The organism is Streptomyces sp. NPDC039430, assembly GCF_055639435.1.
On record NZ_JBVKAK010000002.1, the window covers coordinates 414,936 to 436,782 of the forward strand.

20 protein-coding genes and 1 pseudogene are annotated in these 21,847 nt (G+C 70.0%); 12 read left to right on the plus strand and 9 right to left on the minus strand.

Features of this window, described 5'->3' with window-relative positions; translation table 11 throughout:
- The first annotated feature begins 203 nt into the window (after positions 1-203).
- Both ACZ7LS_RS06875 and ACZ7LS_RS06880 read left to right on the plus strand, forming a co-directional pair.
- Entirely contained in the window at positions 204-896 is a 693-nt protein-coding gene (locus ACZ7LS_RS06875) for a methyltransferase domain-containing protein (protein ID WP_385132156.1), read from the plus strand.
- A gap of 191 nt (positions 897-1,087) precedes the next feature.
- A complete protein-coding gene (locus ACZ7LS_RS06880) occupies positions 1,088-2,401 on the plus strand; it encodes an Nramp family divalent metal transporter (RefSeq protein WP_382530717.1) in 1,314 nt (437 codons plus the stop codon).
- A gap of 4 nt (positions 2,402-2,405) precedes the next feature.
- Here the strand turns inward: ACZ7LS_RS06880 and ACZ7LS_RS06885 are convergent, their stop codons facing one another.
- From ACZ7LS_RS06885 to ACZ7LS_RS06920, 8 genes and pseudogenes are all read right to left on the minus strand, one after another.
- Positions 2,406-4,211, minus strand: a complete 1,806-nt coding sequence (locus ACZ7LS_RS06885) for a tetratricopeptide repeat protein (RefSeq protein WP_385132159.1) — start codon at positions 4,209-4,211, stop codon at positions 2,406-2,408.
- Positions 4,212-4,372: 161 nt separating this feature from the next.
- Positions 4,373-4,894, minus strand: coding sequence for a hypothetical protein (locus ACZ7LS_RS06890; protein ID WP_382873453.1), 522 nt, complete (start codon positions 4,892-4,894; stop codon positions 4,373-4,375).
- A gap of 169 nt (positions 4,895-5,063) precedes the next feature.
- Positions 5,064-6,776: a chitinase gene (locus ACZ7LS_RS06895; RefSeq protein ID WP_385132162.1), complete on the minus strand. Its 1,713-nt coding sequence runs from the start codon at positions 6,774-6,776 to the stop codon at positions 5,064-5,066.
- A gap of 155 nt (positions 6,777-6,931) precedes the next feature.
- Positions 6,932-7,543, minus strand: a pseudogene (locus ACZ7LS_RS06900) (nucleoside/nucleotide kinase family protein); the annotation flags it as partial.
- A 324-nt stretch (positions 7,544-7,867) separates the two neighbouring features.
- Positions 7,868-8,311, minus strand: a complete 444-nt coding sequence (locus ACZ7LS_RS06905) for a hypothetical protein (RefSeq protein WP_382530709.1) — start codon at positions 8,309-8,311, stop codon at positions 7,868-7,870.
- Positions 8,312-8,478: 167 nt separating this feature from the next.
- Positions 8,479-8,901 (minus strand): DUF3592 domain-containing protein, encoded by a 423-nt coding sequence (locus ACZ7LS_RS06910; RefSeq protein WP_385132165.1) that lies wholly within the window; start codon positions 8,899-8,901, stop codon positions 8,479-8,481.
- Positions 8,902-8,910: 9 nt separating this feature from the next.
- Positions 8,911-9,597, minus strand: a complete 687-nt coding sequence (locus tag ACZ7LS_RS06915; RefSeq protein WP_385132168.1) for a hypothetical protein — start codon at positions 9,595-9,597, stop codon at positions 8,911-8,913.
- 28 nt (positions 9,598-9,625) lie between these two features.
- Positions 9,626-11,161, minus strand: coding sequence for a hypothetical protein (locus ACZ7LS_RS06920; RefSeq protein ID WP_382873468.1), 1,536 nt, complete (start codon positions 11,159-11,161; stop codon positions 9,626-9,628).
- 347 nt (positions 11,162-11,508) lie between these two features.
- Between ACZ7LS_RS06920 and ACZ7LS_RS06925 the strand changes: the two genes are divergently transcribed.
- From ACZ7LS_RS06925 to ACZ7LS_RS06935, 3 genes are all read left to right on the plus strand, one after another.
- Positions 11,509-12,378 carry a hypothetical protein gene (locus ACZ7LS_RS06925; protein ID WP_382530701.1) on the plus strand — a complete coding sequence of 290 codons (870 nt, stop codon included), beginning with the start codon at positions 11,509-11,511 and terminating at the stop codon, positions 12,376-12,378.
- 229 nt (positions 12,379-12,607) lie between these two features.
- Complete coding sequence (gene cpaB, locus ACZ7LS_RS06930; RefSeq protein WP_382530699.1) at positions 12,608-13,318, plus strand: Flp pilus assembly protein CpaB; 711 nt, start codon at positions 12,608-12,610, stop codon at positions 13,316-13,318.
- 7 nt (positions 13,319-13,325) lie between these two features.
- Positions 13,326-14,582 (plus strand): CpaE/TadZ family protein, encoded by a 1,257-nt coding sequence (locus ACZ7LS_RS06935; protein ID WP_382530697.1) that lies wholly within the window; start codon positions 13,326-13,328, stop codon positions 14,580-14,582.
- A 107-nt stretch (positions 14,583-14,689) separates the two neighbouring features.
- Here the strand turns inward: ACZ7LS_RS06935 and ACZ7LS_RS06940 are convergent, their stop codons facing one another.
- Positions 14,690-14,812 carry a hypothetical protein gene (locus tag ACZ7LS_RS06940; RefSeq protein ID WP_382530695.1) on the minus strand — a complete coding sequence of 41 codons (123 nt, stop codon included), beginning with the start codon at positions 14,810-14,812 and terminating at the stop codon, positions 14,690-14,692.
- 69 nt (positions 14,813-14,881) lie between these two features.
- Between ACZ7LS_RS06940 and ACZ7LS_RS06945 the strand changes: the two genes are divergently transcribed.
- The 7 genes from ACZ7LS_RS06945 to ACZ7LS_RS06975 all read left to right on the plus strand — a co-directional run bounded on the left by ACZ7LS_RS06945 (position 14,882) and on the right by ACZ7LS_RS06975 (position 21,702).
- Positions 14,882-15,295 carry a TadE/TadG family type IV pilus assembly protein gene (locus ACZ7LS_RS06945; protein ID WP_382875179.1) on the plus strand — a complete coding sequence of 138 codons (414 nt, stop codon included), beginning with the start codon at positions 14,882-14,884 and terminating at the stop codon, positions 15,293-15,295.
- Positions 15,296-15,298: 3 nt separating this feature from the next.
- Positions 15,299-15,664 (plus strand): TadE/TadG family type IV pilus assembly protein, encoded by a 366-nt coding sequence (locus tag ACZ7LS_RS06950; protein WP_382530692.1) that lies wholly within the window; start codon positions 15,299-15,301, stop codon positions 15,662-15,664.
- A gap of 107 nt (positions 15,665-15,771) precedes the next feature.
- Positions 15,772-17,112 (plus strand): CpaF family protein, encoded by a 1,341-nt coding sequence (locus ACZ7LS_RS06955; RefSeq protein ID WP_382530690.1) that lies wholly within the window; start codon positions 15,772-15,774, stop codon positions 17,110-17,112.
- 134 nt (positions 17,113-17,246) lie between these two features.
- Positions 17,247-18,188 carry a type II secretion system F family protein gene (locus tag ACZ7LS_RS06960; protein WP_382530688.1) on the plus strand — a complete coding sequence of 314 codons (942 nt, stop codon included), beginning with the start codon at positions 17,247-17,249 and terminating at the stop codon, positions 18,186-18,188.
- Between the two features lie 33 nt (positions 18,189-18,221).
- A complete protein-coding gene (locus ACZ7LS_RS06965; RefSeq protein ID WP_382530721.1) occupies positions 18,222-19,106 on the plus strand; it encodes a DUF5936 domain-containing protein in 885 nt (294 codons plus the stop codon).
- 94 nt (positions 19,107-19,200) lie between these two features.
- Positions 19,201-20,538 carry a sensor histidine kinase gene (locus ACZ7LS_RS06970; RefSeq protein WP_382669568.1) on the plus strand — a complete coding sequence of 446 codons (1,338 nt, stop codon included), beginning with the start codon at positions 19,201-19,203 and terminating at the stop codon, positions 20,536-20,538.
- A 78-nt stretch (positions 20,539-20,616) separates the two neighbouring features.
- The gene (locus tag ACZ7LS_RS06975) at positions 20,617-21,702 is read left to right on the plus strand and encodes a response regulator (RefSeq protein WP_385132173.1); all 1,086 of its coding nucleotides are present in this window, start codon (positions 20,617-20,619) and stop codon (positions 21,700-21,702) included.
- The last annotated feature ends 145 nt before the right edge of the window (positions 21,703-21,847 follow it).

Here is a 21,847-nt window from a genome sequence, read left to right on the forward strand (position 1 = left end):
CTGTCTCCCGTGGCGCCGACGCGGGAGCTGGAGCCCGCCCGCCACCGAATGCGGCCCGTGCCACCCGGGCAACGACTCGCACTGACCGAACCGGACGGGTACCTCGGAGCTCCGGCCGGCCACTGACCGGAGCCCCGTGCACCCCCGGGTGCGATTCCACGGAACCGGCCCGGCATCAGGCCACGCCCGCCAGGATGGGGCGGGTGACAACCACCACCACAGACCTCTGGTACCACTACGGCCGCTCCCGCGCTCAGCGTGATCGTGCGGTCCCCGAGTCCTTCCACTGGATCTGGAGTCAGGACGCGGGCCCCGGCGCGGAAGTCCTCGGTGACCTGTCCGGGCGAGTCGTCGGCGACCTCGGCGCCGGGGCCGCCCGGCACGCCGCCCATCTGGCCACTCACCACATGCCCGCCCGGGTCGTCGCGGTCGACGCCTCGCCCGCGCAGTGCGTCATGGCCACCGAGTTGTACGGCCACATCGTGCCGCGCCTGCACATCGTGCAATCCGATGTCGTACCGCATCTGCACATGATGGCCGACACCTACGACGTGCTCTACAGCGTCTTCGGCGCGGTCGACTTCACCGACCCGTGCGACCTGCTGCCCGCGGCAGCCGTCGCGCTGCGGCCCGGCGGGCGGCTGGTTTTCTCCAGCCTCGGCCACTATCTGAACGGCGCGCCCGCACAGCCCGATGTCGTGCCCGCAGAGGTCACGGCGAGGACGCCGGACGGGGAGGCGACCACGATGCACCGCTGGGTGCTCCAGGAGCAGGTCTGGACGAAGGCCCTGGACGAGTACGGGTTCACCCGGATCAGCGTCGACGTACTACCGGCGATGGCCGAGGGCCCGCACACCGCCGACACGCTGCTGGTGACCGCGGTCCGGCGGCCCTGAGCGCCCAGGAGTTCATCCGCCGGTTGATCACCGGCCCCCTCGGTGCCGCCCGCTGTCTCCCGTGGCGCCGACGCGGGAGCTGGCGCCCGCCCGCCACCGAACCCTCACCGCAGGCCCTCTTGCGCGATCACCGTCACCCCGCTTTGGTGACTCGGGTCACGTAGAGAGACAAGCGGGAGGCGACGACACGTATGGCAGACACCACGGACACCGGCATGGATGAGGCCGTCTCCCGTCCGCGCAAGTCGAGTTGGACGTACATCGGGCCCGGCATCGTCGTCGCGGCGACCGGTGTGGGCGCGGGCGATCTGGTCGCCACGCTCATCGCGGGCAGCAAGTTCGGCCACACCCTGATGTGGGCGGCGGTCATCGGCTGCGTCGTCAAGATCTCTTTGGCCGAGGCCACCGGCCGCTGGCATCTCGCCACCGGCCGCACCCTGTTCGAGGGCTGGCGCAGCCTGGGCCGCTGGACCACCGTGTACTTCGCGGTGTACGTCCTCGTCTGGGGCTTCGTCTACGGCGCCACGGCGATGTCCTCCAGCGCGCTGCCGATCGTCGCGCTCTTCCCGGACGGGCCGGGGCTCAAGACCTGGGCGGTCATCACGGGCCTGATCGGGCTCGTCTTCGTCTGGTTCAACCAGTACGCCGTCTTCGAGCGGGTCATGACGGTCCTGATCGGCGTGATGTTCGTGGTCGTCATGTACGTCGCGATCCGGGTCGTCCCCGACGTCGGCGCGAGCTTCGCCGGCCTGCTCCCGGTCCTGCCGGACGGCTCACTGCTCTACACACTCGGCCTGATCGGCGGGGTGGGCGGCACGATCACCATGGCCGCGTACGGCTACTGGGTCAACGCCAAGGGCTGGACCAACACCGGCTGGATGAAGGTGATGCGCCTCGACAACCGGGTCGCGTACATCACCACCGGCCTCTTCGTCGTCGCCATGCTGATCATCGGCGCCGAGCTGCTGCACTCCTCCCAGATCGCCCTGACCAAGGGCGACCGCGGCCTGATCGACCTCGGCACGATCCTGGAGGACCGCTTCGGCCCGACCACCGCCAAGCTGTTCCTGGTCGGCTTCTTCGCCACGTCCTTCTCGTCGCTGATCGGCGTCTGGCACGGCGTGAGCCTGATGTTCGCGGACTTCGTGGAGCGGATCCGCAAGGAACGCGTGGGGGCGGCGGCGGACGAGGCCGGGAAGACGACGGAGGAGGTCGCCTCCGGCGAGCGCGAACGCTCGGTGCCGTTCCGCGCGTATCTGCTCTGGCTGACCTTCCCGCCCATCTCGCTCCTCTTCCTGGACGAGCCGTTCGGCCTGGTCGTCGTCTACGGGGTGCTGGGCGCCTTCTTCATGCCGTTCCTGGCGCTGACGCTGGTGTGGCTGCTCAACTCGTCGCGCACGCCGAAGGAATGGCGGAACGGCATCCTGAGCAATGTGATGCTGACGGCGGCGGGGCTGCTGTTCGTGGTGCTGTGCGTGCAGCAGGTGCGGGACATTCCCTGGTAGGGGCTCAGGGCTCGCCTCGGGCGGCGTTGATGGCGTCGAGCCAACGCTGGGTCGAGAGCGTGTAGGGATGCTCGGGGCCGAGTACGCGCCGTCGTGCGGAGAGCACGGCGGCCATCTCGGCCGCCGCGAGGTCGTGGTGGCCTTGGCTGTGGAGGACGACTGCCAGGTTGTTGCGGGTGATGAGGGTGGAGGGGGCGTTCTCGGCGAGGGTGTTGTGTTCGATGTCGAGGATGTCTTCGTAGATGGTGCGTGCTTGATCGAGGTGGCCTTGGTCGTCCAGGACGAGGGCGAGGTTGTGCTGGGTGACGAGGGTGTTCTGGTGGTGTTCGCCGAGGGTGTCGCGTTGGGTGGCGAGGATGTCTTCGAAGATGGTGCGTGCCTGGTCGTAGTCGCCCTGGCTGTGGAGGACGAGGGCGAGGTTGTTGCGGGTGATGAGGGTGTTCTGGTGGTGTTCGCCGAGGGTGTCGCGTTGGGTGGCGAGGATGTCTTCGAAGATGGTGCGTGCCTGGTCGTAGTCGCCCTGGTCGTCCAGGATGCGGGCGAGGTTGTGGCGGCACAGGATGGTGTTGGGATGGTCTTCGCCGAGGGCGCCGCCCAGCCGGGACACCAGTTCTTCGAGCACCTTTCCGGCCTGGCTCAGCTGTCCCTGGGCGTACAGGCTTCGGGCCGCCAGCATGGCCGCCGTCCAGGTGACCAGGAACAGTTCGTTGTCATCCGAGCCGGACTCGAAGGTCAGCGCGTGGACCGTATGCGGTGTCAGCGCCGACCACAGGGGCCACCGCTCCACGTCCTCCGGCACGCCTGTCTCATCGCTCTCGGCCGCCTCGTCCAGCAGCCGCGCGTTCAGCGCGTACCGCCCCGGGCTCCCGTGCGCGTCCCGTACCAGGGGGTGCAGCGCGACCGTGTCCACCCCGTTCGCCGCGGCCAGGTCCACCAGCCCCAGCCCCGCCAGCGCCTGCAACGCGGCCCAGATCTCGGCCCCGCTCACCCCCTCGAACGCCTCGTCCTCGCCCAGTACCGCCGGGTCGGCCAGGATCAACGGCACCGGTGCGTCCGCGAAGTTGGCCAGGACCTCCAGCAGCGGCCGTACGCAGCGGTGACCGCGCTCGGTCAGCAGGTCCAGGGACATCCGCCAGATGCCCGCCAGCGCGGTGGCCGTGCCCGGGTGCGGGAATGCCCCGCCGTCGTCCAGTGACGCGCGGAACTCCGCGAAGGTCGCTGTCTCCCCGGCATCCCGGAAACGCGCCGGGCGCTGTCCTACGGCCGCCAGATAGCGGCCCACGGTGTGGAGCGCGAGGGGCAGCCCGCCCAGCCGGCGGGCCAGTTCGGCGGCCTCCTCCCGTGAACCGGCCGACGGGCCCGCGAGGTCCAGCAGGACATCCGCGCCGTGCCCGTCGCCGAGCGGCGTCAGCCGGTGCAGGACCGCGTGACCGCCCCACGTGCCCGGCCGGCCGTCGCGGCTCGTGACCAGGACCAGCCCGCGCGGCGACCGGTGCGGACGGACGAGACCCGTGCCCAGCGCCAGCCGCCCCGGGCCGTCGAGCAGCCGCGCGTCGTCCGCGTTGTCGACCACCAGCAGCCAGGGATCCGCCAGCGCCGAGAGCCGGCGCCAGAGCTGGTCGGCCAGCCGGCCGACGGCGATCTCCTCGTCCGGTACGCCGAGTTGGCGGGCGAGCGCGGTCAGGCCGCCGGTGCACCGGGACGCGTCCTGGGCACCGATCCACCAGACCCGGTCGGTCTCCCGCTGGAGGCGGTGGGCGACGGACACGGCGACGCTCGTCTTGCCGACCCCGCCGAGGCCCTGGAGCACGTGGACCGCCCCGGCGCCCTGCTTGTGGCCCTCGTCCCGTACGACGGCGAGCAGCTCGTCGAGCAGTTCGTCCCGGCCCCACAGCGTGCGCCGGGAGGCCGTGCCGTGCGGGACCGCGAGAGTGATCTGGTCGCTCTCCCGCGTCGAGAAGCCGGAACCGGTCAGGCCTGGCCCGGCTCCGGCGCGGGAGGGTTTGCCGGGGCGGGCCCGTTCGTACCGTAGAAATTGTTGATGACGCCCGCGGTGCCGCCACTGCCGCCGCCCTTGATGTCCACCTTCTCGGTGGAGACCCAGGCGCCCGCGCCCGTACCCGTGATCGTCGTGCCGGCGCCGCGTGACGTCAGCTCGGCCCGCAGTTCGTCGCTGAACCTCTTGATTTCCAGGGCGAGTTCGGCCCTGAGGTCCTCCGGCGCGGCCTCCAGTACGTCCACGAAGCGGTCTTCCCACCTGTCCGCCTGGCGTGTCCGGCCCGCCTCGTCCGACCCGTCCAGCTCCGCCGCCGTACGGTCCAGCCGCTCCAGCGTCACCCGTTCCAGCTCCGCGTTCCCGGAGCCCCGCCCGAACCAGCCCGCGACGCGCGTACGGAACGACTCCCACGCCTGCGTACCGGCGGCCGACGCCGCGCCCTCCACGACCGCGATCCCACCGGCCGCCGCTGCCGCCGTCACCGCCTCGGCCAACATGAATCCCCCCGGATCCCCGAATCCCTGAACTGCGTCGCATCTGAGGGTCCTTCTTACCGCAAGCACCCCGCCCCCGGACACACGGCAGCGCCGTCGGGTGGGGTTCGACGGCGCTGCCGGCCCTGTGGGGGGCTCGGGGCGGTGGTGCGGACTAGGGGTGCGGCCGGACCTACGGGAGGCTGTGGACGTGGGGGCCGACGGCGTTGGACCAGGCGTTGCCCGCGGTGGCGTCCCAGTTGGTGGACCAGGTCATGGCGCCGCGGAGGCCGGGGTAGGTCTTGGAGGGTTTGAAGGAGCCGCAGTTCGTGCCCTTGGTCAGGCAGTCCAGGGCGTTGTTGACGATGGACGGTGCTACGTAGCCGCTGCCGGCGCCGCGTGTGGAGGCGGGGACGCCGATGCCGACCTGGGAGGGGTCGAGGCCGCCTTCGAGCTGGATGCAGGCGAGTGCGGTGAGGAAGTCGACGGAGCCCTGTGAGTAGACCTTGCCGTCGCAGCCGAGCATGGAGCCGCTGTTGTAGTACTGCATGTTGACGACGGTGAGGATGTCCTTCACGTTCAGCGCCGTCTTGAAGTACTCACCGGCCGTCGACTGCATGTCGATCGTCTGCGGCGCCATCGTCAGCACCATGCCCGCGCCCGCCTTCGCGGACAGCTGGCGCAGCGCCTTCGTCATGTAGGTGGAGTTGAGACCGTTCTCCAGGTCGATGTCGACGCCGTTGAAGCCGTACTCCTGCATCAGCGCGTAGGCGCTGTTCGCGAACGCGGTCGCGGAGGCGTCGCTGTTGACGGAGACGCTGCCCTTCTCGCCGCCGACCGAGATGATCACGGACTTGCCCGCGGCCTTCTTCGCGGCGATGTCCGCCTTGAAGTCGGCGACGGAGGCGTAGCCGACGGCCGGGTCGAGGTTGAAGGTGATCTGGCCGGGCGTCGCGGTCGCGTCGGCGAACGAGACGGCGATGATGTCGTACTGCGACTGCACGTCACGGAGCTTCTGGACGGCCGCGCCGTTGTTGAAGTTCTGCCAGTAGCCGGTCACCGCGTGCTTGGGCACGCCGGGGCCCGGGTTGCCGCCGCCGCTCTGGGCGGTCCTGCCGGTCACGGTCGCGGACTTCGCCGACTCACCGGCCGCGTTGGTGGCGGTCACCTGGAAGTCGTACGAGGTGTTCGCGGCCAGCCCCGTCACGGTCGAGGACGTACCGCTCGCCGACTGGACCTTCGTACCGGCCCGGTAGACGTTGTAGCCGGTCGCGCCGGACACCGCGCTCCAGTTGAGGGTCACGGACGACGAGGTCACCGACCCGACCGCGAGCCCGGAGGGCGCGCCGGGCACCTGGGGCCCGGGGTCGCCGCCCCCGCCGCCGTCGGGGCCGAAGACGGACACGTCGTCCGCGTAGTAGGCGCTCTGGCCGTACCACCCGTGCGTGTAGACGGTCACGGACCTGGTCGAGGCGCCGGTCCTGAAGGTGGTGGTCAGCTGCTTCCAGCCGGAGCTGTCCGGGGTCCAGGCCGACACATCGGTGGTGCCCGTCCCCTCGGCCCCGAGATACGCGTACCCGCCCTGGACCCAGGCGCTCAGCGTGTATGTCGAGTTGGGCTGGACGGCGACCGCCTGGGTGCACTTGGCGTTGTCCTGGCCGCCCGGGGTGGCCCGGAGCGCGGCGGCGCCTCCGTGCACGGGAGAACCGACGGTGGCCCCGCTGCCCGCCGAGCAGGTCCAGTTGGTGAGCCCGGACTCGAAGCCCGCGTTCTTGGCCACGTTGACGTCGGCGGCCTGCGCGGTGCCGGTGAGCCCGGTCAGGCTCAGCGCGCCGGCGGCCAGCACGGCCACCGTCCCGCCGATCCAGGTTCTGATACGTCGTCTGCCGCCTGGTGCGCGTTCCACTTGCTGCCTCCGGCTGGGGTTCGGGGATGGAGGTACGTGAGAGGGGGAACGGTGGCCACCGTCGGGCGTAAAACTGGTCCAGACCAATCAAGTTGTCAAGACCTGTGGCAGCAGGCCGTATACGAAGGGGGTGGGAGAGGGGCGATCCGATCCCGCTACGGAGCGTCCGCCGGCGCTTCGCCGGCCGCGAAGGTGACCACGAGGTCGGCGGCGGACCTGCCGGGGGCGACCAGACGGGCGTTGGCCTCGTCGGACTCCAGGACGAAGCGCCGCGCGTCGGCGGGCGGCTTGCCGAACCGCTCGTGGCGGGCGATCAGCCTCCGTACCCGTTCCCCGTCCGCCAGATCGACCCACCAGGTCTCGTCGAGCAGCCCGCGCACCTCGCTCCAGGGGCCGTCAGGACCGTCGTCCAGCAGGAGGTAGTTCCCCTCCGTGATCACGAGAGGCACATCGGGCGGGACGGGGATGGTCCCCGCGACCGGCTGCTCCCACTCCCGGTCGAAGCCGGGCGCGTACACCGTCTCGCCCGCCCGCGCGGTCCGCAGCCGCCGCAGCAGGGCGGTGTAGCCGTACGGGTCGAAGGTCTCCGGGGCGCCCTTGCGGCCCAGGAGTCCCAGCCGGCGCAGCTCGGTGTCGGCGAGATGGAAGCCGTCCATCGGGACCAGGACCGCGCGGTCCTGGCCGAGCGCACCGGCGATGTGGGCGGCGAGCGTGGTCTTGCCCGCGCCGGGGGGCCCGGCGATGCCGAGGATCCGGCGGCGACCGGGGCGGCCGGTGGTGCCGCCCGCGCTGCCCGAGCCGCCTGAGCTGCCCCCGCTGCCCGAGCCGCCCGCGCTGCCCCCGCTGCCCGAGCCGCCTGAGCTGCCCTCGCTGCCCGAGCGGCCCGCGCTGCCCGTCTCGTCCGTGTCGTCCGTACGCTCCGTGCCGGTCGCGGCCAGGCGCCGTGCGCGCTCAAGGAGGTCCCGGAGCCGTGGGGGCTGCTGGAGCGGCTGGGCCTGCTGGAGCGGCTGGGCCTGCTGGGATCGCGGGGGGCGTTGGGGGCGTTGGGGAGTCATGCGCCGAGCGTATGTGGGCGGCAGCGGTCGGACCGTTCACTCCTCCTGGAGCCGTTCCACCGCGTAGCCCGTCACGCACCCGACCACCAGCACCGCGTTCGACATCAGCAGCCCCTCGGCCGCCAGGTCCTGCCACTGGAGCGACATGTTCAGGGCCTGCGCGGCCACCGGCACGGTGAGGACCGCCGTCAGATGCTGCGCCGTGGCGTCGCGGAACGGCTCATGGTGGAAGCGTCCCGCCGCCCACGCCGCGACGGCGATGCAGATGGCGTTCGGCAGATGGATCAGCAGCAGACGGCCGGTGAACGTCTCCAGCTTCTCGTCCGACGCCAGATGGTCGTAGACCAGCGTGGCCTGGAGATACTCCGTGATGAGCAGCATGACGATGCCGGCCGCCCAGGCGCGCATGAGCGCGAAGACCGCTGCTCCGCCTCCGCCGTCCCGGCGCGCGGGCGCTCTCGGGTAGTCGTACCGCGTCATCGCCTTTCGCCTCCGAACGGATGGCTGAACAGATCGCCGTGCATCAAATCCTCGTACTTCAGATCGTTTCGCTGTTGATTCATTTCCCGGGCCGGGCCGGGTCCCGTCCCCGGTGCCGGCCGTGCCCGGTGCCGCCCGGGAGCCGCGGTGCCCAGGACCGCCCCGGTTCAGATCGCAGTGAACACCAGCACCGCCGCGAAGCAGGCCGCCGCCAGCCCGCACCCCGTCACCAGCAGTACGTACTGCGCCACCGGCGACCAGTTGCCCCGCCCCGCGACCGTCGCGGTGCGCTCGGGGGCCGCCGGGTCGTACGCCACCGTGACCGGCGAGCCCACCCGCACCGCGCCCGTCGCCAGGTCCTCGAACTCGACGCTCCGCCCGTCCGGGGTGCGGAAGGAGAAGACGTACCGGCGCGCGTCCGAGCGGTTGTACGGCTCGCTCTCGATCCGTACGCACACACCGGCCGCCCGGCCGCCCGCCCGCAGCGCGCGGGTCACCGCTGCCAGCCGCCGGGCGTAGTGGGCCGCCAGCCAGCCGAACAGCAGCGTCATGCCGCCGAAGAAGACGTAGTCACCGCCCGGGATGTTCATGGTGGCCGCCTACTTGAGAGTGATCGAGTCGATGATCTTCGTCAGATCGCCGTCGCCGAGTCTTCCCTTGGCCGCGTCGATCCGTACCGCGTACGCCTTCTTCGCGGAGTCGAGACCGGCGACGATCACGCCCTTGATCCGGGAGCCCTTCTCGGTGAACTCGAAGTCGATGCGCCGGGCCTCGGTCCTGCCCTCGGGCCCCGCGACCTCGACCTCGCGCTGCTTTCCCAGCGTCGAGCCGAGGGCGATGCCCGCCTCGGCGCCGATCGCCGCCTCCTCCACCGAGTCGGCGTTGGTGAAGTCGAGCTGGACGGTGATCATTCCGACGTCCTTGCCGCCCGCCGCGAGTGTGGCCGCCGCCGCGTTGTACTCGCTCCGCTCGCCGGCGCTCTGGGGAGTGAAGGCGGGCGGGTGGGCGACCGTGACCGCGGGGGTCTTCAGCGTGCCCCAGCCCTCGGGCACCACGCCGGCCGTCGTGTCCGTACCGCACCCGGCCACCAGCGCGACGACGGCGGCGCAGACGGCGGTGGCGGTGGCGGCGGCCGGCCGGCGCGGTGTCCTCCCGCTCCTCGGGCCGCCTCCGCCGCTGGGGCCGCCCCCGCCGCTGGGGCCGCCTCCGTCGCTTCCGTCGCTCGGGCCGCTTCCGTCGCTCGCGCTGTCCGGCCTGGTCGGGATGGTGATGGCGGGTGTCCTCATGGCTGGTGTGCTCCTGTCGCCGGCCGGGTCAGTTCGCACAGTAGCTGTACGGAAGATAGGTGCGGCTGTCCCCATGGGGTGCCCCCAGGAACCGCGCCTCGTCGAGGGTCTCCTCCTTCTTCTCGGTGGAGACCGAGAAGCCGAGGCTGAGCCCCAGGTTCAGCTCGAAGCCGTACTCCGCGGCCTCCGTCTTTCCGGTGTAGTTCGTCCGGCTGGAGAGCCCCTCGTCGAAGAGGAGCCGGCCGAACGGATCGTCCGCGCCGGGGCGCTTCGTCGGCGCGTGGTCGTCGAACATGTAGGTGAAGGGCGCGGCGTTGTCGCCGTGTCCGTCCAGCCACTCCTGCGCGATCCGGCGCTGCTCGTCGCCGTCGGAGCCGGGCGGGATGACGACGGAGTTGGTGACGACCTCGATACCGGTGGACCCGTCGGTGCCCTTCGCCCCGCCGCTGCCGCCGCGCTTGTCGTCACCGTCCTTGCCGTTGTCCCCGCCGACCTTCGCGCCGTCCTTCGTGGCGCCCTTCTCGACCGTGCGCGTCATGTCGATGCGCAGCAGCTCGCCGGTCTTCTTGTCGTGCGTGACGGTGATCGTGCCGGTCTGGGTGGTGGACGCGGAGGACTCGCCGCTGAGGGGCCCGGCCTCGTACCCGACCTTGCCGCCGTACTCGACGGCCGCGCTGTACGTGTACGCCTTGGTGCCCTTGAAGTTGTTGTCGGTCCAGGTCACCTCGGGCGAGAACTTGAAGTTGCCGCCGAGGGTGGCGCTCAGCTTCTTCTCGTCACCCGCCGACAGCTTGAGTCCGCCCGCCGCGCCGGCCTCCAGGCCGACCTTGCCGTAGCTGATGTGGCGGTTGCCGAGCTTCTCCTCGATCCGGTCGCGCAGCTCCTCCTCCTTGGCCATCGGGCCCTTGCCGAAGAGGTAGAGGATGCTGCTGCCGAGGCCGCCGCCGCGCGCGTTGGTGTTGCGGTTGGCCAGCTCGTACGTCTTGAGTTCCTCGATGTCGGCACGGAACGACGCGGCCTGCTCCTCGCTGTCGAAGACCCAGGTGTCGCCGTTGGTGACCTTGATCCCGGCGCCCAGCTCGACCTTGTCCGCGCCGAACTTGCCGATCTTCGCGCCCGGCTTCCAGTCCTTCTTGGCGGCGACGGAGGCGGCGTCGGTGAACGTCATCATGACCTGCTGGTCGTTCGCGTCGACCCTGCCGTCCTTGTTGAGGTCCGTGTTGGACTGGAACGTCGTCTGCTGGAAGCCGTACTCCTCGCCCCACTCGATGAAGAGGACCTTCGCCTTGGCGCCCGCCTTGTCGGTGACCGAGGAGATCTGGCAGAGCGGCGGCTCGTAGTCGGCGTCGGTCCTGGGCGTGGCCCGGTCCTGGTCGCCGCCGCCGCCCGCGTCGCAGGGGCCGCTGAAGGTGACCAGACAGCGCAGACCGTCCGCCAGGGTCTGGTCGACTCCCGTACCGACCAGCGCCCCGACGACCGCCGCCACGACCACGATCACGCCCGCGTACTCGGTGGCCGTGGCCCCTCGGTCACGCGCGCCGTCAGGCGGCTTCTGTCGTCTCATCCGGCCCGTCCCCCTCGGTGACCGAGTGCCTCTCGCACACGGAATCGGAAGGGGAGCGTACGGGCCCCGGTGATGCCCGTTCGTGGGCCCCTGGGCCCAACTCGGGCCCAAACTGGAGCGATTGGATGCAGAATTCGACCAAATGGAATATTAATTGAAACGGCAGTGAACAACTGACTGCTTCGCCCGCTTTGCCGGTGGCTGCCACCCGTATCCCTGGCATCGTCATCTGATAGGTGTTCTCTGCGCAGTACGAGGTGGATAAAGTGCTGAAGCAGAAGCACGGAGCAGGAGAGAGAACTGCGGCCGTCGGGACTCCGACGGCCGGAGCCGAACGGGGAACCAGCGTGCCGACCGCGATTGCTGTCACCAGCCCTGATCTGGTGCTACCTCCGACTGACCAGCAGACGCCGACCGCGGCGCTGCTCCAGTCACCCGACGCCCAGCCACTGGACGCCGCGCTCGCCGACATGCAAGTTCTCGTGGAGCAGCACGGCTATGTCGTGGCGCTCTACCCCGCGTCGATCACCGCGGCGCATGAACGACGCCTGCATACCGTCCGGTCGGTCCTGGAGACCGACCGGATCGCGCTTCTCAAGCTCGATCTGCCGCCGCTCGGCGTGGCCGTACTGGTGCGCCAGCTGAGGCAATTGTCCATCTGTGACTTCAGCGCCGGGATCGTCGCGTCCGCGGCCCGGCTGCTCTCGCACTACATCTACGCCGGGGCGCAGCTCAACTCCGTGACCAGGCTCGACCGGGTGCCCGTGAGCCTCAAGACCCACGCGAAGTCCTGGGTGCCGGGATCCCAGTTCGGGGTGCTCGCCAACCCGTCGCCCCAACTGATCAAAATCGGCGGGTCCGGAGAACTCACAGGTCCCGACTTCGGGACTCAACTCATCGTTGGAAAAGGGCAGTTGCAGTCCGACTGGGTGACCAAAACCCTCGCGCCCGCGTGGCGCGTCCAGGGGATCCAGGAAAGCGCTCTGCCGGCGGATTCACCGCGCTGGTGGGGGACTTCCAAGATGGTCGAGTTCGCCGCTTTCCTGCCGGACATCTCCGTCCTCTATCAGCTGGTCTCCTCCGTACGAAGAGAGGTGTGCTCCTGGTGCGGCATCGAACTCATAGGTGATCGCTGCGGATTCTGTTCGGCTCCGCTGACACCGCCCGAGAACCAAATGGGTGCCACGGGTGTCCTGCACCACGGAACATCCACCTAGACGTACGCCCCGCGTGTGCGGCGCCGCACACAGCGTGGCGGCTCACGCGCGCTCCCGCAGCCCCCGGGCCCCGTTTCCTTCCCCGACCGCCGATACCCTGATCCGCTCGCCAGACTCCCCGCTCCAGCGTCGTACACCGATTTCACACACCGATTTCACACGTCGGTCCCATTCTCAGCCCTGACACTCCGCCCTCACACTCACGTCACCGAACGAGGTTGCTCCGCCCATGAATTCACGGCAACGCCGCGGCGTCATACTCCTTCTTCTCTCGGTCCTCTGCGCCTTCGCCGCGTTCGCCGGTGTCCTCTCCGTGATCAGCGACGTAAATTCGAAGGTCGGACCCGAGGTGTCCGCGTACCGGCTGAAGGCGGACGTCGCGCCGTACACCCCGCTCACCGAGGGGCAGTTCGAGAAGATCAGCATGCCCAAGCGCTGGCTCTCCGAGAACGCGGTGACCGATCTGGCCGTCGTCAACGGGAAGATCGCCGTCACCCAGCTCAAGCAGGGCTCGCTGCTCCAGGACGACATGATCGTCAACCGGCCCGCGCTCGCCAACGACGAGCAGGAAATCGCGATCATGATCGACGCGTCGACCGGTGTCGCCGGGAAGATCCTCCCGGGCGACCTGGTCAACATCTTCGCGACCTTCGCCGCCGAGAACCAGGACGCCCGGGCCCAGTCCCGGATCATCGTCCCCAACGCCAAGGTCCTCGAAGTCGGCAAGCTCACCGCACTGCAGCCCGACGAGAGCAACAACAACCGCAGCGCGGCCACCAAAGCGGTGCCGATCACCTTCGCGCTGAAGACCAAGGACGCCCAGCGCGTCGCGTACGCCGAGTCCTTCGCGAAGCACGTGCGCCTCGCGCTCCTCGCCGACGGCAGCCCCACCACGCTGCGCCCGGGGGAGAACACCTACACCCTCGAAGGGGACAAGTGAGGGACGTATGAGCACCAGAATCCTGCCGGTCGTCGGGGACGCCGACGCCGCCCGGTCCATCACGACTCTGCTCAGTCAGCTCCCTGACGCCGAGCCGGCCGCACCGGTCGGCGACTCCACCTCGCTGATCGACACCCTGGCCAGGCTGGCCGCCGAGTCGATCGACGAGCTGCCGGAAGTGGTCCTGGTCCATGAGCGGATCGGTCCGGTACCGGCGCTCGAACTGATCCGGGAAGTGGCCCTGCGCTTCCCGGCCGTCGGGGTCATCCTCGTCACCACGGACGCCGGTCCCGGCTTCTTCGCCGCCGCGATGGACTCCGGCGCCCGCGGTCTGGTCGGACTGCCGCTCTCGTACGAAGAACTCGCCCAGCGCGTACAGGCGGCGGCGGCCTGGTCGGTGGGCGTACGGCGCCATCTCGGCCAGGGCGCCGATGTGTTCACCGGCCCCGGCGGTACGGTCATCACCGTCAGCGGCGCGAAGGGCGGCGTCGGTACGACCATGGTCGCCGTCCAGCTGGCCCTGGCGGCGCGGGCGTCCGGCATGAACACCGCGCTCGCGGACCTCGACCTCCAGGCCGGCGACGTCGCCTCGTACCTGGATGTGCAGTTCCGGCGGTCGATCGTGGATCTCGCCACCATCCAGGACATATCGCCCCGGGTGCTCCAGGACGCGGTCTACATCCACCCGAGCGGGATCGGGATGCTGCTGGCGCCGGGGGAGGGCGAGCGCGGCGAGGAGGTCAACGAACGGTCCGTACGGCAGATCGTCAGCGCGCTGCGCAACCGCTACGAGGTCGTCATCATCGACTGCGGCACCCAGATGAACAGCGCCAACGCCGCCGCGATCGAAATGGCCGACACCACCTTGCTGCTGACGACCCCCGACGTGGTGTCGGTCCGGGCGGCGAAGCGCATGGTGCGGCTGTGGGACCGGCTCCAGATCCGCAAGGCGGAGGAGACCGTGATCGTCGTCAACCGCCATACGCGCAACACCGAGATCCAGCCGCCGCTGATCGAACGGATCACCAGCACCCGCGTCGCGCGCGTGACGATCCCGGCGAACTTCAAGGAACTGCAGTCCGCCGTCGACGCCGGCCGGATGCAGGACCTGGAGTCCAGGTCCACGGTGAAGCAGGCGATGTGGGGACTGGCCGGCGAACTGGGCCTGGTGAAAACGCCCGAAGGCGGGGAGAAAAACAGCAAGTTCAAGGGAGACCGCGGATCGGTCGGGGTCCTGCGCGGACGATCGAAGCAGCACGACTGATGAGGCCAGCCCACCCGCCGGAGGGGGAGCGTTGAAGCATGAGTGTCCCAAGAACAGACGCACGACGATACGGAGAGGGCCCGGCCGCGCGGCCGGGCGACGGCGGCTCACGCGCTGAGCGGCCGAGCGGCGGCGACCATGTGCGTGGTGAACATGTCCGCGGCGACCACCTGGTTGGTGAACACGTGCGCGGCGACCATGTGCGCGCCGGCCATGTGCGCGCCGGCCATGTGCGCGGCGACCGGCCGCGTGGCGCGTGGCTGCGCCCAGTGCGGCTGCGCTCTGTGCGGCTGCGCTCTGTGCGGCTTCGCTCCGCGGGGCCGCGCTCCACAGGGCCGCGCGGCGCGCGGCTTCGTGACGACCGGGGGCAGCTCGCCGTCGAGTTCGTCGGCATGGTGCCGATCATCCTGGGCACGGTGATCCTGCTCTGGCAGGCCGCCCTGGTCGGCTACACCTTCTCGCTGGCCGGCAACGCGGCGGACGAGGCGGTGCGGGCGGGCACGGTGGCCGAGACGGAGACGCTCGCCGCGGCCTGTGAGCGGGCCGGGACCGAGAACCTCCCGGGGGCCTGGAACGCCACGATCCGCTGCTCGGACGACGTCGAAACCGGTCTGGTGAAGGCCGAGGTCGACCTCGAAGTGCCGGTGCTCTTCCCCGGCTTCAACATCCCCGTCACCGTCCCGGGCCAGGCCTCGGCCGTAAGGGAGAGCTGACCCATGGTGAAGCGCACAGCGCGCGACGCGCGCGAACGGGGCCAGATCGCCCTCGAATACGTCGGCGTCATCACCCTGCTCCTCGTCCTCGCCCTCGCCGCGATCCAGCTCGGCCTGGCCGGGTACGCCGTACAGCAGGCGAGCACGGCGGCGCGGACGGCGGCCCGAGCCGCCACGTACAACGATGTCAACCTGTCACCGCAAGCCGCCGGCGAGGCCGCCACGAGCGACTGGCTGACGGTCGACATCCCCGAGCCGAACATAAGCGGCGACGAGGTGACGGTCACCGCGGAGGTCACGATCCCGGCCATCCTCCCCGGCATGGACCTTCCCAAGGCCAAGAGGAGCGCGACCATGCCCCTCGACTGACCCGGGCGTCCGGCCGCACGCTGGTCACGGACGCCGACGCGACCACCGCACCACCACCGCATCACCGCACCACCCGAGCACACCAGCAGAACCTGGGAGTTGAGGACATGAGCCTGCGGGCGCGCATCAACAGCCCCGAGCCGACGAACGGGCACAGCGAGGAGAGTCTCCTCGTCGGGGTCTATCGCGCCAAGCTCCTGGAGGAGATCGACCTCGCCGAGATGTCCGCGCTCGCCGCGGCCGAGCGCCGGGCCCGCCTGGAGCGGGTCCTGAGCCACATCATCAGCAGGGAGGGCCCGGTCCTCTCGACCGTCGAGCGGTCCCAGCTCATCCGCCGGGTCGTCGACGAGGCCCTCGGTCTCGGCATCCTGGAGCCCCTGCTCGAAGACGCCTCCATCAGCGAGATCATGGTGAACGGCGCGGACCAGGTCTTCGTCGAGCGCGGCGGCCGGCTGGAGCAGCTGCCGATGCGGTTCACCTCCAACGAGCAGCTGATGCAGACCATCGAGCGCATCGTCTCCACGGTCAACCGCCGCGTGGACGAGGCGAATCCGATGGTCGACGCCCGGCTGCCGTCCGGCGAACGTGTGAACGTGATCATCCCGCCGCTCTCGCTGACCGGGCCGATCCTCACCATCCGGCGCTTCCCGAGGGCCTTCACCCTCCAGGAGATGATCAGCCTCGGTTCGCTGGACGAGCAGATGATGGTCCTGCTGTCCGGTCTGGTACGTGCCAAGTTCAACGTGATCGTCTCCGGCGCCACCGGCACCGGCAAGACGACGCTGCTCAACGCCCTCTCCGGACTCATCCCCGACGGCGAGCGCATCGTCACCATCGAGGACTCCGCCGAGCTCCAGCTCCAGCAGTCCCATGTGATCACGCTGGAGAGCCGCCCCTCGAACGTGGAGGGCAAGGGCCAGGTCACCATCCGCGACCTCGTGCGCAACTCCCTGCGTATGCGCCCCGACCGCATCATCGTCGGTGAGGTCCGTGGCGGCGAGACGCTCGACATGCTCCAGGCGATGTCCACCGGTCACGACGGCTCGCTCGCCACCGTCCACGCCAACAACGCCGAGGACGCGCTGATGCGACTCCAGACCCTGGCCTCCATGTCGGAGGTCGAGATCCCGTTCGTGGCGATCAAGGACCAGATCAACAGCGCCGTCGATGTCATCGTGCAGCTCACCCGGCACGCCGACGGCTCCCGCCGGGTGACCGAGATCGCCATCGTGGACTCGCACGGCCGCGAGGAGTACCGGATCGTCTCCGTCTGCCGCTATATCGCCCAGCCGATGTCCCCGGACGGGCGGGTGCACGGGGAGTTCGAGTACTACCCGCTGCCGCGCCGGATCGCCGACCGTCTCTACCTCAAGAGCGAACCCGTCCCGCCGGCCTTCGGGGTGGCTGTCGCGGAGGAGGAACTGGCCGTACGCAAATCGGCGGCCTGAACCGATCCGACGTCACCCCACCCCACCCCCCCCACCCCACCCCCCCACCTCATCTCACCTCGCCCTGATCCGCCCCGCCCCGCACAGTCCCCTCTCCACTCTCCACCTCGTCCACCGAGAAGGTCCCGCACGACATGGATAATCTTCCGCTCCTGACGATCGGCGTCACGCTGCTCACCTGTGTGCTCGCCGTTATCGGCGTGCACGTCTACTCGTCGGGCAAGGCCCAGCGGCAGGTACTCGTCGCGCGCATGTCCCAGACGGGACAGATCACCACGGCGTCCGGCCGGCGCCGCCGCTTCGTCGGCATCGACCAGTGGCTCCGTACGACGAAACTCGGCAGGCGCATCGAGCGCAAGATCGCGGTGACCGGCCTCGACCTGACACCCGGCGAGTACTTCGTCTACGTCGTGGCCGGGCTGCTCGCCCTGTACTTCAGCATCGGCGCGATCTTCGCCCAGTTCTTCGGCATCCTGGCGGCGCTGATCGGCGTCTGGGGCGGCAACGCCTTCCTCAACTGGCAGCGCACCAAGCGCACGGAAGCCTTCATCAACCAGCTCCCCGAGCTGACCCGCGTGCTCGCCAACGCCACCCAGGCCGGACTGGCGCTGCGTACCGCGCTGGCGATGGCGGCCGAGGAACTCGACGACCCGGCGGGCGAGGAACTGCGCAAGGTCGCCGACCAGCTCGCCGTCGGCCAGTCCATGGACGACGCGCTCGGCGAGCTGTCCGAACGGCTGCCCTCACGCGAACTGGTCGTCCTCGTCACCACGCTGGTGCTCTCCAGCCGGGCCGGCGGCCAGGTGGTGAGCTCGCTGCGCAACCTCACCGAGACGCTGGACGAGCGCAAGGAAACCCGCCGAGAGGTCAAGACCATGCTCTCCCAGATCAAGGTCACCGCCGTGGCGGTACCGATGCTCGGACTCGGCTTCCTGCTGGTGATCAACGCCATGTCGTCGGGAGCGCTGGACAAGATGACGGGAACGGTGCTCGGGCAGGCCGCGGTCGTGGTGGCCTTCGCGATGTACGGCGTGGGCTTCTTCCTGATCCAGCGCATGTCCCGCGTCCAGGTCTGAGTCCGGGTCCGAGGAAGGAGGAGAGAGAACATGATGGGTCTACTGCTCGCGGTCGTTGTCGGACTGTCCGTCTACGGCGCGTTCCAGGGCGTCCGCCTCTATCGCGCCGACGCCAAACTCCCCAGCGACCTCGCCATCGCGCTGGAGGTCGGCGCCACCCGCACCACCGCCGTCGGCTCCGGCATAGACCGGCTCGGCATGCGCTACGCCCCGTCCGTGCTCCGCATGATGGGGCCCAAGCGCGTCGACGCGCTGCGCCGCCGCCTCGACATGGCCGGCAACCCCGGCGGTATAACGGTGGACCGCTACGCCGCCCGGCGCGCGGTCTACGGCATCCTCGGCGTGCTCGCGGCGCTCGCGCTGGTGATGCGCGGCCAGCCGATCATCGCCCTCATCGCGCTCGCGTACGGCCTGGTGTGGACGGACGTCATCATCCGCTCGCACATCGCCCGCAGGAAAGAGGACATCGAGCGCACCCTGCCCGACTTCCTCGACGTCCTCGCCGTCGTCGTCTCCGCCGGTCTCGGTTTCCGCCAGGCGCTGGAGCGCGTCGCGGAGAAGTACAGGGGCCCGTGGTCCGACGAACTGCGCATCACACTGCGGCAGATGGACATGGGCGTCAGCCGGCGCGAGGCGTTCGACCAGCTGCGCAAGCGCAACGCCTCCGAACAGGTGTCGATGTTCGTCACCGCGCTCCAGCAGGGCGAGGAGCTGGGTGCCCCGATCGTGGACACCCTGATACAGATCGCCAACGACATGCGCCGCACCGACGCGCAGAACGCGCGGCGCCGGGCCGCCCAGGCCATCCCGAAGACCACGCTCGTCGTCACGATGGTGATGCTCCCGGCCACCATGCTGCTGATCGTCCTGAGCTTCTACTACGGCTCCGGTGTGGACTTCGGGGACCTCCTCGGCTAGTGATCCCACGACGGCGACCCCGGCACCGGCGGCCTGAGCACCAGCGACCGACGAAGCGTGAACCCGATCCCCAGTACGGGAGGTGACCCCCATCATGGCCCAGAAGACCCTTGTCCTCGCGGGTGGCAACAGCAGTGAGGTGCCGCGTTCGGCCACCGCCGACCCGAAGCACGTGCCGGCACTGCCGATCCAGGTGAACGCCCTTCAGGCGCTGTGCCGGCAGGTCTTCGGCTTCCGCCTGGCGATGATCGCGCTCGCCGCGCCCTTCGCCCTCAGGAACACCAAACCGGGTCTCGCGATCTGGCTCGTCGGCCTGGCGGTCCTCGTCACCTTCATGGGCTCGTACGTCCTGCTGCGCGACTGGGAGCGCTTCGGCCCGTTCCTGCTGCGCCACCCCCTGCTTCTGGCGGCGGACACGTTCTTCGGCGCTCTGCTGCTGGTGACGGCGTCCCCGGACTCGACGCTCGCGTACGTCACCATGTGCACCCCGCTGCTCGCCGGGCTGGTGTACGGCTGGCGCGGCGCCGCGCTCTTCGCCGTACTCCAGTCGCTGATCGTCGCCGGGGCGTACGCCGTCAACAACGAGGCGGAGGCCGGCTTCAACGCGCTGCTGCTCCCGGGGCTGTGCGTCATGGCGGGCGCGATCGGCAGCACCCTGCGCAATCTGATGCTCGGCTTCGGCACCGCGAGCCAGGCGCTGACCGAGGCCCGCGCCCGGCTCGCGGTCAGTGGCGCGGTCGAGGAGGAACGCGCCAGGCTCGCCCGTGAGATGCACGACTCGGTGGCCAAGACCCTGCACGGCCTGGCCATGGCGGCGGACGGTCTGGCGAGCTCGGCGGACCGGATGGAGCCGCGCACCGTCAAGCACCAGGCCGAACTGGTGGCACGTTCGGCGCGCCGGGCCGCCGCCGAATCGCGGGAGCTGCTCTCGGACCTGCGGCGGGAGTCCGGGCTGGACGGCGGCATCGACGTCCTGGGCGAACTCCAGTCCCGCACGGAGGACTTCGGCCGCCGCCACCGCATGACCGCCACGTTCCGGCGGCTCGGCGAGACGTCCGTACCGCCGATCCCGAACGCCGTGGCCCGGCACGCGCTGACCATCGCCACCGAGGCGATGGAGAACGCGCAGCGCCACGCGAAGGCCGAATCCGTCACCGTCTCGGCGGGCGTGGCCGGGGATGTACTGCGTATCAGCGTCTACGACGACGGCCAGGGCCTGCCGCCGGGCACCACCCTCAACGACCTGCGGCGGGCCGGGCACTTCGGACTGGTCGGCATGGTCGAGCGGGCCGCCTCCATCGGGGCGCGTATCCGCATCGGCAGGGGCCGGGCCGCGAAGGGTACGGAGGTACGGCTGGAACTGCCGCTCAACGCTCTGCGACCTACAGGAGAGGAGCTGCGGCCGCAGAACCCCGTCCCGCAGCTGAACTGACCCTGAACCGACGGACCCGACCCGAACAGATCTGAACCACACGTCATTCGTCCCCACACTTGAGAGGAGGCCGCAGCCATGCCGGACGACATCTCCAGCACTTCCGGGCAACACTGGACGCAGCAGGCCCATGCCTCGCAGCACACGTCCTCGCACGCCACACCGCTCAGCTCGGAACAGACCGCCGGAGCCCCCGCATCCGCACCGCCGGCGGCATCCGGAGAACTCCCCGACTTCCCCCATACGATGCCGGCCGCGCCGGCCCTGCGCGTCGTGGTCGCCGACGACAACCCCGTGGTACGGGCGGGCCTCACCGTCCTGCTCTCCGGACGCGACGACATCGAGGTCGTCGCGGAGGCGCGGGACGGCCGCCAGGCGTATGAACAGGCCGTACAGCACCGGCCCGATGTGATCCTGCTCGATGTGCGTATGCCGGGGGTGGACGGGATCTCCGCCCTGCCTCATCTGGTGCGGCTGGCGCCGGTGCTGATGATGACGTACAGCCGTGAGAGCGAGATCGTCCACGAGGCGCTGCGGCTGGGCGCCGGCGGCTATCTCGTCCATGGCGAGTTCACGGCCGACCAACTGGTCGAAGCGGTGCGGGACATCAAGCAGGGCAGGGCCCATTTCACCTACTCCGCGTCCAGCGCGCTGCTGGCGACGGTACGGGGCGGCGCCGGCGGGCGACCGGAGGGCGGGCAGCTGCCGGAGGGCCTGGGGACGGCGTTCACCGGCCCCGGATATTTGCCGAGCGTTCCCGAGCAAACGTCTGCGTCTGCACATGCAATGCCTTCGGGGCGCCCGCCGTACTTTCCGTCAAGCAATGTCCAGGCTGGCGTAGTTGATCCGGAGTTGAACGCACAACAATTTGCTCAAGACCCTTCGCTTTCGCAAGCGAATGTGGGACATTCTCTTCAGGGGCGGCAATCGTCCGGGGCCTCGGCGGCCCTGTACTCCGAACTGAGCCAGCGGGAGGTGGAGATCATGGACCTGATCGGGTCGGGAATGACCAATCAGCAGATCGCCGCCGCCTGCTTCATCAGCCAGAAGACCGTCAAGAACCACATCAATCGCATCTTCGCCAAGCTCAACGCGGGCAGCCGCGGGGAGGCCATCGCCCTGTGGCACGGCATCACGCGCGGGGGGTCGGCGAGCCATGGCTGAACGCGCGCGAGACGACCAGGCGACCGGGACGGCGGGCTCCGGCATGCGGGGCTCCGGGATACCGGGCACGGCGCCGCGGGATTCCGCGCTGCCGGGCTCTGTGCTGCCGGGCTCCGTGCTGCCGGGCTCCGCGATATCCGGCGGG